12 protein-coding genes are annotated in these 11,749 nt (G+C 41.9%); 11 read left to right on the top strand and 1 reads right to left on the bottom strand.

Annotation, left to right across the window (positions count from 1 at the left end; genetic code table 11):
- The first annotated feature begins 87 nt into the window (after positions 1-87).
- The 9 genes from mazG (at position 88) to yjgA (ending at position 6,761) form a co-directional block, all read left to right on the top strand.
- Positions 88-882, top strand: a complete 795-nt coding sequence (gene mazG / locus FTU65_RS09600; protein WP_180065877.1) for a nucleoside triphosphate pyrophosphohydrolase — start codon at positions 88-90, stop codon at positions 880-882.
- On the top strand, positions 860-1,291 hold the full coding sequence (locus FTU65_RS09605; protein ID WP_180011680.1) for a ComEA family DNA-binding protein: 432 nt from the start codon (positions 860-862) through the stop codon (positions 1,289-1,291). Before mazG ends, FTU65_RS09605 begins: the two co-directional genes overlap by 23 nt.
- A 134-nt stretch (positions 1,292-1,425) precedes the next feature.
- Positions 1,426-2,895: a polynucleotide adenylyltransferase PcnB gene (gene pcnB / locus FTU65_RS09610; RefSeq protein ID WP_180011683.1), complete on the top strand. Its 1,470-nt coding sequence runs from the start codon at positions 1,426-1,428 to the stop codon at positions 2,893-2,895.
- Entirely contained in the window at positions 2,892-3,377 is a 486-nt protein-coding gene (gene folK / locus FTU65_RS09615) for a 2-amino-4-hydroxy-6-hydroxymethyldihydropteridine diphosphokinase (protein WP_180011685.1), read from the top strand. The genes pcnB and folK overlap by 4 nt, the downstream gene beginning before the upstream one ends.
- A gap of 46 nt (positions 3,378-3,423) precedes the next feature.
- Positions 3,424-4,233, top strand: a complete 810-nt coding sequence (gene panB / locus FTU65_RS09620) for a 3-methyl-2-oxobutanoate hydroxymethyltransferase (RefSeq protein ID WP_180011687.1) — start codon at positions 3,424-3,426, stop codon at positions 4,231-4,233.
- 3 nt (positions 4,234-4,236) lie between these two features.
- Entirely contained in the window at positions 4,237-5,085 is an 849-nt protein-coding gene (gene panC / locus FTU65_RS09625) for a pantoate--beta-alanine ligase (protein WP_078192648.1), read from the top strand.
- Between the two features lie 22 nt (positions 5,086-5,107).
- Positions 5,108-5,959 (top strand): RNase adapter RapZ, encoded by an 852-nt coding sequence (rapZ, locus tag FTU65_RS09630; RefSeq protein WP_180011688.1) that lies wholly within the window; start codon positions 5,108-5,110, stop codon positions 5,957-5,959.
- Positions 5,956-6,225, top strand: a complete 270-nt coding sequence (locus FTU65_RS09635; protein WP_067763492.1) for an HPr family phosphocarrier protein — start codon at positions 5,956-5,958, stop codon at positions 6,223-6,225. Before rapZ ends, FTU65_RS09635 begins: the two co-directional genes overlap by 4 nt.
- Positions 6,226-6,227: 2 nt before the next feature.
- Complete coding sequence (gene yjgA, locus FTU65_RS09640; protein ID WP_180065878.1) at positions 6,228-6,761, top strand: ribosome biogenesis factor YjgA; 534 nt, start codon at positions 6,228-6,230, stop codon at positions 6,759-6,761.
- Positions 6,762-6,935: 174 nt separating this feature from the next.
- Here the strand turns inward: yjgA and FTU65_RS09645 are convergent, their stop codons facing one another.
- A complete protein-coding gene (locus FTU65_RS09645; protein WP_180066739.1) occupies positions 6,936-8,576 on the bottom strand; it encodes an acyl-CoA synthetase in 1,641 nt (546 codons plus the stop codon).
- Between the two features lie 535 nt (positions 8,577-9,111).
- Here FTU65_RS09645 and FTU65_RS09650 point away from each other — a divergent pair.
- Positions 9,112-10,392: a D-arabinono-1,4-lactone oxidase gene (locus tag FTU65_RS09650; RefSeq protein WP_180066743.1), complete on the top strand. Its 1,281-nt coding sequence runs from the start codon at positions 9,112-9,114 to the stop codon at positions 10,390-10,392.
- Positions 10,393-10,449: 57 nt separating this feature from the next.
- Entirely contained in the window at positions 10,450-11,601 is a 1,152-nt protein-coding gene (locus FTU65_RS09655; RefSeq protein ID WP_180040912.1) for an alanine racemase, read from the top strand.
- Positions 11,602-11,749 lie beyond the last annotated feature (148 nt).

An 11,749-nucleotide genomic window follows, 5' to 3' on the forward strand; every position in this document is an offset into this window, starting at 1 on the left:
TGAGTTGCTCATTCCCTGAGTGAATTTTGAGCATATCAAATTCTGTAATCGAAACAATGTACTGATGAGTAAATAGCTGGAGTTCACATGGAACAATTATTAGCAGTGATGAAAGAATTACGTGAAAAATGTCCATGGGATCAAAAGCAAACCCCAGAAAGTCTGACTCGTTATGCTATAGAAGAGGCCTATGAAGTTGAAGCGGCGGTTCGTTCAGGTCAGATTGACGATGTGCGAGATGAACTGGGGGATTTGTTGCTGCAAGTGGTTTTTCAGTCGCAGATGTATAGCGAACAAGGCGCGTTTGATTTTCAAGATGTGGTGCAAGCCATTACAGATAAATTAATTCGCCGTCATCCCCATGTGTTTCAGGCAGAGCAGTTCTCAGCACTCAATGCGGATGATGTGGCAACACTATGGAAACAGATTAAACAACAAGAAAAAGGAGGGAAATTAGCATCAAGATTAGATGAGGTTAAACATGCTCCTGCATTAAGCCAAGCAGATGAAATTCAAAAAAATGTGGCGAAAATTGGCTTTGATTTTCCAGATATTGAAGGGGCTTATGGCAAGCTTGAGGAAGAGCTGGGGGAATTAAAAGAGGCTTTGGCAGGCAAAAAATCCGACGAAATATTTGATGAATTTGGTGATTGCTTATTTTCTCTGGTGAATGTTGGACGTAAGATTGGCATCTCAAGTGAGATGGCACTTTTAAGTACCATTCATAAATTTAGAAGCCGCTTTGCTTATATTGAAGCACAAGCCACATTACAACAAAAACATGTAGAAGACCTGTCTCTGACTGAAATGGATCAGTTGTGGGAACAGGCAAAACAACAATTAAAACAACAGGCTAAATATGTACCGCATCCTAAAGAATAAATACTTTACGCAACTACTTGTCTTGGTTTTGGGTTTAATGGCAGATTTGACTTATGCTCAAAGCCCTTCGGGCTACGCGGAATGGAAAGCCATGCAGCAAGCTCAAGATCAGCAATTAAAAAAGCAATCTGAGGCCACTAAGTCCAAAGCGACAACTGCACCGAGCAATACCAACTATTATTTGTCACGACCCAGCACTCAGCAAAATAGCCGATCAGATCAAGTACGCTTAAATACAGCCTCAGTTGATGAACTGCAAACATTACATGGGATTGGTCAGAAAAAAGCAGAAGCCATTGTGCAATATCGTAAAAGTAATGGCTTATTTAAAAGCATTGATGATATTCAACAGGTTAAGGGCATCGGTCCTGCGCTGTTTGCTAAAAATAAAGCAAAATTGGCACTTTAAGTGAAGTGTAAAAAAAAGAATTAGGTTAAGCTCAGCTTGAGCATCGAGATAATCAAATTGCCCTTTGATTGTGTTAGAGATATCATTAGCGACATCTTAAGAATTTTACGTTCAGACGTAGGAGACAGCGTCTTTTGCAAACTTTGCGCGCGTCCAAATGTGGTTTATCAACCGCACAATTACCTTCTTCCATTTTAGATGTGATTGATGCCTTAACTAAGGCAGGCTATGAAGCTTATATCGTGGGTGGCGGTGTCCGTGACCTAATGTTGGGTTATGCACCTAAAGATTTTGATGCCGTAACTAATGCGACACCAGCTCAGGTGAAAGAAGTCTTCGGGCGACGTTGCCGAATTATTGGTCGTCGTTTTGAGCTGGCGCATGTCTACTCAGGACGTGAACTGATCGAAGTTGCGACCTTTCGTGCGCCACCTAAAAAAGCCGTGACTTCTGCTGCGGGCATGATTTTACGTGATAATAATTGGGGTACGATTGAGCAAGACTTTGCACGTCGTGACTTCTCGATCAATGCAATGTATTACCAACCACGCAAAGGTGAAGTGCTAGATTTTTGTCATGCAGTAGATGACATTAAGCATAAAACGTTGCGTTTATTGGGTGATCCACAATTACGTTTTGAAGAAGATCCTGTGCGGATGCTTCGGACTTTACGTTTTGCAGCCAAATTAAACTTTAATATTGATGAAAAAATTCTGGATGTTTTTACTCCAGAACTCACTCAATTGCTGCGTGATGTGTCTCCACATCGTTTATACGATGAGTCACAAAAGCTCTTTACCATGGGGCATCTCAATCGCGTCTTACCGATGCTGATCGATTTTGGTATTTGGTATCAATTATTTGCAGATATCAAACCGGTCGTAACCCCATTTATTGAGTTGGCTGCAAAAAATACCGATCAACGTATTTCGATTGGGAAAACCATTAACCCTGCATTTTTCTATGCCGTGTTATTGTGGATCCCGTTCCAAGAACGTTGTACGTTCTATCTGAATAAAGGTGTAGTTCCTGCTGAAGCGCGTGCTCAAGCTGGTTTAGATGTATTGAAACGTCAGGCTACACGAACCATTATTCCACGCTTTGCAGAAACATTTATTCGTGAAGTTTGGGAAATGCAAACCCGTTTGCTGAATCCAAAACCACAGCAAATTGAAGCACTATCAGGTCATGCGCGTTTCCGTGCAGGCTTTGACTTTCTGCTGCTGCGTGAAAAATCGGGCGATACAAGCACGCAAGGTATGGGCCAGTGGTGGGATGCTTATCAGCAGATGAGCACTGACGAAAAAGAACTGGCAATTAGCCAATACAATCGTCAACGTGCCAAGAGTCGTCGTAAAGCGGCGCATGAAGATGTGGAAGCCAAAACTTCTACTCATCAGCAAGTTGAAATTGAACCGCTGGTGAATGAACCAGAAAGCAGAAGTCGCCGTCAACGTAAGCCTAAATCACATGCCAACAGTCCAGCGACAGTGTCAATCGTGGCAGCGTCAGCCAGTGGTGAAATTGGTGCAGATCATCCGATTTTAAAACGTAAACGTGTGAAACGAGATTTGACTCAGGTTATTTTTGGGCCAACACAATGACGCTGACATATATTGGTTTAGGCAGTAATTTAGGTGATTCTCTACAGATCCTTAGTGAAGCGGTGCATAAACTTGCAACACTCGGAAAAGTGAAAGTCTCAAAACTGTATCAAAGCCCGCCAATGGGGCCACAAGATCAGCCGAATTATTTAAATGCAGCGGTTGCATTAGAAACTCATCTAGCGCCTTTGGCTTTGTTGGATGAATTGCAACGCTTTGAACAAGAGTCGGGGCGTGTACGCCTACGTCATTGGGGGGAGCGTACACTTGATTTAGATTTACTGATTTATGGTGAACAGCACATTCAAAATGAACGTTTGACGGTGCCTCATGTTGGTGTTTTAGAGCGTGATTTTGTGTTGAAACCTTTGTTGGATTTAGATGAGAATCTACAGATTAAAGGACAACCATTAAAAGATTTACCTATTTTGAATAATCCAAATTTAACTGTATTGGATGCAGGAAACTGGGCCCATCTTTAATTTTTGTATGACCACTTGAGAAAGCCGTCATCTGAGGAATATTGAAATGATTAGTCTAAGTGACTTGAAAAAATTTAAAGCGGAAGGCCGCAAATTCTCCTGCCTGACTTGCTATGATGCGAGCATGGCAAAAGCAATGGAAGTTGCTGAAGTCGATAGTATTCTGATTGGTGATTCATTGGGGATGACCATTCAAGGGAATGACTCAACTTTGCCTGTCACTGTTGAAGATATGGTATATCACACTGCAGCAGTGCGTCGTGGCAATAAACATGCTTTTATTTTGACTGATTTGCCCTTTATGACCTATGCCACTTTGAATGACGCTTTAGTAAATTCAAAGATCGTGATGCAAGCAGGCGCGCAGATGGTCAAATTGGAAGGTGGCGCATGGTTGTCAGAAACAGTTGAAGTATTGACCCGTAATGGTATTCCGGTGTGTGTGCATTTAGGGTTAACTCCGCAATCGGTTCATGTGTTTGGCGGTTATAAAGTGCAAGCACGTACACGCGAAACCGCGGATCAACTCATTGCAGATTGTAAAGCTGTGGTTGATGCAGGTGCAGCACTTTTACTTTTGGAATGTGTTCCTGCCCAAGTGGGTAAAGAAATTAGTGAATTATTCCCAAATACACCTGTGATTGGGATCGGTGCCGGTGCAGATACGGATGCTCAAGTCTTGGTTCAACAAGATATGTTGGGACTGACGTTTAGTCACGTGGCGAAATTTGTTCGCAACTTTATGAAAGAGCAAGCAGGGGAAACGGCAATTGTGGATGCGTTTAAGGCGTATCATGCTGCCGTACTAGATGGTAGCTTCCCTGCCAAAGAACATACATTCCAAATTGAGCTGTAAGACATGAAAACTGAAACAACGATTCAAGGTTTAAGTGCATCGCTAAATCCAGCACGTGCTGCGCGCAAAATCATTGGTTTTGTACCAACGATGGGGAACTTGCATGAAGGTCACCTTAATTTAGTTCGTGAAGCACGTAAACTGTGTGATGTCGTGGTGGTGAGTATTTTCGTTAACCCAATTCAGTTTGGTCCAAATGAAGACTTTGACAACTATCCACGTACTTTGGAACAAGATCAGCACTTATTGGCTGAAGTGGGTTGTGACATCGTGTTTGCGCCGACTGTTGAACAAATGTATGGCAACAAACCGCGCTTAACCAATATTAGCGTGGGCGGCATTACCAATGATTTGTGTGGCGAACAGCGTCCGGGTCATTTTGACGGTGTTGCTGTTGTTGTGACAAAACTCTTTAATATTGTTCAACCGAATTTTGCATTCTTTGGGCAAAAAGATTACCAGCAACTTGCAGTGATTCGTCAGTTTGTACGTGACTTAAATATTCCACTAGAAGTGATTGGTGTGCCGATTACTCGTGCCGAAGATGGTTTAGCATTGAGCTCACGTAATGGTTATTTAAGTGCGGAAAATCGTGCGATTGCACCAACGATTTACCAAAGCTTGAAAACGGCTGAGGCAGAATTACATGCTGGAACTCAACTGGCAGATGTGTTAGCGAATATTAAAGCAACATTGACAGCAGCGGGTTTTGTTGTGGACTATGTTGAAGCACGTACACCTGAATTACAGAAAATTGAAGAATTTGATCAAGACGTGGTGTTGTTTATTGCGGCTAAATTAGGCGCAACACGTCTTATTGATAATATGCAGGTTAAATATACTGCAGTTTAAAACGGCTATGGGGTAGCAAGCGATGAAGCGCATTTTAATTGTTACAGGACAATCTGGATCTGGAAAGTCATCTGCATTACAGATACTTGAGGATTTGGGTTATTACTGTATCGATAATTTGCCATTGGCCTTACTCCCCGAAATTGTTGAAAAACTCGATTCAGAAAATAATCTTGAACAACTGGCACTGGGTGTGGATGTCCGCAGTACACGTGCAGATTTACAAGAGTTCGATTTGGTTTTTCAACAGCTACAACGCCATGGCTCAGTCGATATTATTTATTTGACCACGCGTGATCAGGAATTGATTGCGCGATTCAGTTCATCTCGACGTCCCCATCCGTTGGCAAGTCGTTTCAAAAGTTTAAATGAGTGCATACAGGAAGAAAAATCTTTACTGTTGCCGATTCAATTACGTTCGACAGTACATATTGATACTACAGATAAGAGTGTACATGATTTAAAACATACCTTGCTGTCTAAACTTGGACAGGCAGATAATTTAATTTTGATCTTACAGTCTTTTGGCTATAAGCATGGTATTCCACTCGATGCAGATTATGTTTTTGACGTCCGTCATTTGCCCAATCCGCACTGGGATATGGAATTACGCAAGTATTCAGGATTAGATGAGCCAGTTCGTCAGTTTTTACAACAAAGTGAACAAACCAATGAAATGTTCCAAGATATTTATCATTTCTTGGATAAATGGCTGCCGGCATTTGCCGAAGGACATCGTCATTACATGACGGTGTCGATCGGTTGTACAGGTGGGCAACACCGTTCGGTATATATCGTAGATAGACTAAAAAAAGCACTTGAGGCAAAATGGTCTATTCAGGTTCTACATAGAGAAATGAAGCACTGGTCATGATCGACACAACTGTTGACGTAATTAATAAACTGGGTTTACATGCGCGTGCATCTGGCAAGCTAATCGAAGTCACGACCAAATTTCGCTCGTCGATTCAAATTGGTAAGGGTGGAAAATTAGTAGATGCCAAAAATATTATGTCTTTGCTGATGCTTGGCGCAGGCAAGGGCACAACTTTACGCTTAGTGATTGAAGGTGCAGATGAAGAAAAAGCTTTATCTGAAATTCAAGCACTGTTTGCAGCAAAATTTTACGAGGCAGATTAAACGTGGCACGTCGACCGAACCGCTATACCGAAGAAGACTTTGAATCCTTAGAAGGACGTGCAAGTAAAACTGAGCAAAAGAAAGCTGTACAACGTATGGCTGCTTTGGGCGAGGAACTTGCAAAACTGAATCCTAAACAGATTAAAAATCTTCCTGTTGAAGAGCGTCTGATCGAAGCACTACTTGATGCACAAACCATTACTTCACATGAAGCACGACGTCGTCAGTTTCAACGTGTAGGTAAATTGCTGCGTAATGAAGATGAAACCATGATTTTATCTTATTTGACTCCGCAGCAAGGTGCGAAAAAAACAGCGCAGCTTCAACGCTGGACTGAACGTATGATTGCCCAAGGTGATCCAGTCATTAAAGAGTTCATGAAAGCGCATAATGCTGCTGAACATCATCCTATTCGTCAGCATATTTTGCGTATTCAACGTGATATGGCAAAAAATGTAAGTGAAGAAGAACTGACTGCGTCGAAATTGAAATTGTTTAACTACATTCAACAAGTGGCTTTATTGTCTGATAACTAATGCATGATTAGATAGCCAAGTGCTTAGATAGCTCAATGATCAGAGATTTCAACATGATCTGATCATTGATGCAAATGTGAAGTTATAGACTTCACATCAAAAAACCGACCTGATCAGGTCGCTTTTTTTTGTTTGAGTGTTGAAAAATTCAAGCTTGGCTTTTGAGTTTTAATATTAACCAAATTCACCAACAGCGCGCTCTTTAGCCCATTCACGGAGAACGAACTTCTGAAGTTTACCTGTCGAGGTTTTTGGAATTTCGGTAATCACCACATCTTTTGGCACTTTGAAACGTGCAAGATGTTGTTTACAGAATTCGATCAGTTCTTCAGGTGTTGCCTCTTTGCCTGTTTTCAATTCAATGAAGGCACAAGGCACTTCTTGCCAACGAGGGTCAGGTTTTGCAACCACTGCAGCGGTCAGTACAGCAGGGTGTTGATATAGAATTTCTTCTACTTCGAGCGATGAAATGTTTTCACCCCCTGAAATGATCACATCTTTAGAGCGATCAGTAATTTTGGCATAACCGTCAGGTTGGCAGACTGCTAAGTCGCCGGTATGGAACCAGCCACCGGCAAAGGCTTCAGCCGTTGCTTCTGGGTTTTTCAAATAGCCTTTCATTACGATGTTGCCACGGAACATGATTTCACCCATGGTCTGGCCATCATGCGGAACAGGTAACATGGTTTCAGGATCAATGACTTTCATGCCATCTTGAAGCGGGTATGGCACACCTTGGCGAGAATGCAACTGTGCTTGTTCTTGAATGGAAAGATCAGACCAACCAGCTTGCGATGCGCAAAGTGCTGATGGACCATAGGTTTCAGTCAAACCGTAAACATGTGTGACATTGATACCAATATTACGCATCCCTTCAATAATCGCAGCAGGTGGCGCTGCACCAGCAACCATCACTTCAACGCGATGGTCAAATTGCGCTTTTTTCTCTTCAGGCGTATTGATCATCATTGAAAGTACGATTGGCGCACCGCAGAAATAATCTACTTTGTGCTCTGCGATCAGTTTGAAAATCAGTTCAGGGTCGATTTTACGTAGACAAATATTGGTTCCGCCATTGGCTGCCATCGTCCATGCAAAGCACCAGCCATTACAGTGGAATAGAGGAAGCGTCCACAGATACGTTGCACGTGGCGTCATGCCGCAAGCAATGATGTTACTCGCTGCATTGATATATGCGCCGCGGTGATGATACACCACGCCTTTTGGATTCCCTGTGGTACCCGAGGTATAGCTTAAACTAATGGCATCCCATTCATCTTGAGGTAAGTGCCATTCAAAGTTGGCATCACCTTGCGCCAACCAGTCTTCAAATTCGATTTGTCCAATCGGTTGTGCTGTACCTTCAAATTCAGCATCTGCCACATCAATGACATAAATGTCTTGATCGATTAAAGCTAAAGCTTCTGTGGCTACTTGAGTGAATTCAGGGTCAACCAGCAGGACTTTGGTTTCAGCATGTTCCAGCATGAAGGCAATGGTTTTCGCATCAAGACGTGTATTTAGCGTATTCAGTACAGCACCGGCCATTGGTACGGCAAAGTGTGCTTCAACCATAGCTGGAACGTTCGGTAATAACACAGACACAGTGTCGTTTTTGCCAATGCCTAATTGTTGCAACTGATGTGCAAATTGACGACAGCGGTTATACGTTTGGCGCCATGAAATATGACGATTGCCGTGGATAATGGCATTCTGATCAGGATAAATATAGGCTGCACGCTCTAAATAACGTAGAGGCGAAAGTGCCACAAAATTTGCCGGGGTCCGTGGCAATTCATCGTATGCGCTAACCATCGTGGTACTCCAAGTCCATGTATATTTGTTTTAAATCTGACTTAACAATAATTCAGTCCTTAGCTTCTCTGCATTTATGCTTTAGTCGAGTATTTATACTAAATTTTTAAGTGATTGAAATTGAATAAAATAAAAACAGTAAGGTGAAGAAAATGAACCCTATGGTTCTCAAAATTGATTTTTTAGCATAAATAATTTAGTTGAAAAATATACAGATGTTGTTGGTTTTTTATACTGATTTGGCAGATATTTCCGTGTGTGATCTTTTTTATTGATCAGGTTTGAATGATGCTTAACGAATAATGTAGAGCACTTTGAATAGTCTGTGTGGGGGTATAAACGAATGATTTTTTCTTTAATTGATCGTGGCTTATTTGCTGTTTTATAACAATAAACTTAAATTTGAGAAGATGCTGAACTTCGTATAATCTAAGTAAAAAATCAAGATGGCTTGTGCATTAACATTGCAAAAGCGGAAATCAAAAATAAAACAATACGGCTGAATACAATAAAAAGTATGGCGATAAGGATGAATATGACAATTCAACACGACATTGCATGGGAAAATTGGTCAGGTGCTCAGAAGTCGATCCCGAAGTCATTTATACAACCGCAAAATCTTGAGCAATTAATGGATGTGGTGCAATACCATCCTAAGATTCGCTTGGTTGGCGCAGGGCACTCATTTAGCCCTTTGGCAAAAACCACAGATACCTTAGTACGTTTAGATCATCTCAAAGGCATTCTAGATATCGATGCTGAACGCTGCCAAAGTACCGTCCAAGCTGGCACACGATTATTTGATTTGGGTGAGAAGCTCGCGTCTTTTGATCAGGCACTGATTAATCAAGGTGATATTGATCGTCAAAGTTTGGCTGGAGCTATTGCAACAGGGACGCATGGTACCGGACTCGAATTACCGTGTTTATCGGCATTGGTTACGAGGTTTGAATTATTAACCGCGCAGGGTGAATTACTACAATGTAGTGCTGAACAGAACAGCGAAATTTTCCAAGCAGGGCGTGTTTCACTCGGGAGTTTAGGCGTGCTGACGCATGTACAGCTGCAAAATCGGCCGATGTATAAACTTAAAGAACAGACGCGATTATGTCCGCTGAAAGATGTCATGCAGAATATGCAGCAATGGCAATATAAACATCGACATATTGAGTTCTGGGCATTTAGTCATGCTGATCAGGTCATTTTAAAAACCTTAGATGAGACGGAAGATAACCTTCAACCTCGAAAAGAACAGTGGTTAGATGACGACGTATTACTCAAACTTTGTGCAGAATTGACGCGAATTTTTCCACCACTGAATCCATGGCTACAAAAATTATTAGGTGTTTTTGTCAAACCTTCGATGAGCGTAGACTGGTCAAGTCGAATTTTTCCTTCTGCTCGAAGTACCAAATTTAATGAGATGGAATACCAGATTCCGCTGCAACACGGGATGAATTGTTTAGAAGAAATTTTGCATACCCTTCGACGACATAAGGTTCCGATGTTTTTCCCGCTAGAATATCGACTTGTACGTGGGGATGATATTTGGCTCAGTCCGTTTTATCAGCAAGATTCGGCCTCAATTTCGGTGCATCAGTTCTATAAGCAAGATTATCAAGTCATCTTTAAGCTCGTGGAGCCGATTTTTTTAAAATATGGCGGGCGTCCGCATTGGGGGAAATTGCATAGCCTAAATGCGCGGCAGCTTCAAAATGTGTACCCCAAGTGGCAAGATTTTTTGAATATTCGACAAGAATTAGATCCTCAGCAAAAGTGGCTCAGTCCAGAGCTACAGCAATTACTGATTGAATAAGCGTCGTGGAAGGTTAAACACTGAAGACCAATTGAACGATATGAAAAAGGGGATGGCATGGATGCATATTTTCAACAGTTGAATACGCTGTTAAAGCAAAACGGGACGGGGATGCCCCAGTTAATCGTGGATGTTGATGCATTAAATCACAACTTGGTGATCACTCAGCAGCAAATACCACATAGTCTGCATCCGCGCTTGGTAGTGAAATCCTTGGCGTGCATGGCATTGCTTCAACACTGTGCTACACAGCTCAAGACACAGCGTTTCATGCTATTTCATTTTGCACATCTGAAAACACTTTTCGAGTCGATGCCACAAGCCGATGTGTTGTTTGGAAAACCGATGCCAATTCAGGCCTTGAAGCATGCAGACAAGGCAGTTTTGCAGGCCACGCAATCGCAAGTGCAATGGCTGATTGATAGTGAACAGCGTTTAGCCCAATACCTCAAATTTGCTGAGCAGCATCAACTGTGTCTACGCATCAATATTGAAATCGATGTGGGGCTACACCGTGGAGGTCTGAAAACGATCGATGAGCTAAAGGCTGTTTTGGATGTAATCGTTCAACATCCTCAACATTTAAAATTTTCAGGATTGATGGGCTATGACGCACATGTGGCGAAGATTCCACGACTGATTCAATCTGCTGAACAGACTTATCAACAATCCCAGAAAAGTTATCAACAATTCAAAGCTTATGTACAACAGCGCTATCCAACTTTATGTGATGAACACACCTGTTGGAATGGTGGTGGTAGTCCTAGTTTTAGTTTTCATTATCAGCAGAGCGTCTGTAACGAAGTCTCGTTTGGCTCGATGTTATTAAAACCCGCAGATTTTGAACTGAAAAATTTACAAGCTTTCCAAAGTGCCTTGTGGCTCGCCACACCAGTGTTAAAAGTGTTGCCGCGGACTGAATTACCACAGTTAGAATGGCTCAGTCGTTGGGCAAAATCTCAGGCTGTGTTTATTTATGGAGGCTATTGGCGAGGGGACTATGTTTATCCTCAAGGCAGTCAGCCCCATGCATTATATGGTCGAAGTAGTAATCAGGAACTTGTGCAAATTCCGCAGACAAGTAGCATAGACATAGATGATTATATTTTTTTACGCCCTGCGCAAAGTGAAATGATCATCCCTCAATTTGCACAGCTTTGGTTGTATCAATCAGATCAATTGATCGCCTTAGAGACATTCAGAGAATAAAAAAGCGTCCTTACGTTCTTTGGTTCAATTGTTTCGCAATTTTTTTTTACGTGCGTAACATCAGTTATAAATGAGAACGTGATTATTATGTTGACAGCATAAAGCGCATTTCAGTTGAAATCTGCTTGAATTATCAGGAGTCTTGTAA

The organism is Acinetobacter sp. YH12129, from assembly GCF_013418685.1.
Taxonomy (GTDB): Bacteria; Pseudomonadota; Gammaproteobacteria; order Pseudomonadales; family Moraxellaceae; genus Acinetobacter; species Acinetobacter amyesii.

Bases quoted from the DNA above. Each gene is read 5' to 3' on its own strand.
- mazG (WP_180065877.1), top strand. From the start codon at position 88: ATGGAACAATTATTAGCAGTGATGAAAGAATTACGTGAAAAATGTCCA.
- FTU65_RS09605 (WP_180011680.1), top strand. From the start codon at position 860: ATGTACCGCATCCTAAAGAATAAATACTTTACGCAACTACTTGTCTTG.
- folK (WP_180011685.1), top strand. From the start codon at position 2,892: ATGACGCTGACATATATTGGTTTAGGCAGTAATTTAGGTGATTCTCTA.
- panB (WP_180011687.1), top strand. From the start codon at position 3,424: ATGATTAGTCTAAGTGACTTGAAAAAATTTAAAGCGGAAGGCCGCAAA.
- panC (WP_078192648.1), top strand. From the start codon at position 4,237: ATGAAAACTGAAACAACGATTCAAGGTTTAAGTGCATCGCTAAATCCA.
- rapZ (WP_180011688.1), top strand. From the start codon at position 5,108: ATGAAGCGCATTTTAATTGTTACAGGACAATCTGGATCTGGAAAGTCA.
- FTU65_RS09635 (WP_067763492.1), top strand. From the start codon at position 5,956: ATGATCGACACAACTGTTGACGTAATTAATAAACTGGGTTTACATGCG.
- FTU65_RS09645 (WP_180066739.1), bottom strand. From the start codon at position 8,576: ATGGTTAGCGCATACGATGAATTGCCACGGACCCCGGCAAATTTTGTG.
- FTU65_RS09650 (WP_180066743.1), top strand. From the start codon at position 9,112: ATGACAATTCAACACGACATTGCATGGGAAAATTGGTCAGGTGCTCAG.
- FTU65_RS09655 (WP_180040912.1), top strand. From the start codon at position 10,450: ATGGATGCATATTTTCAACAGTTGAATACGCTGTTAAAGCAAAACGGG.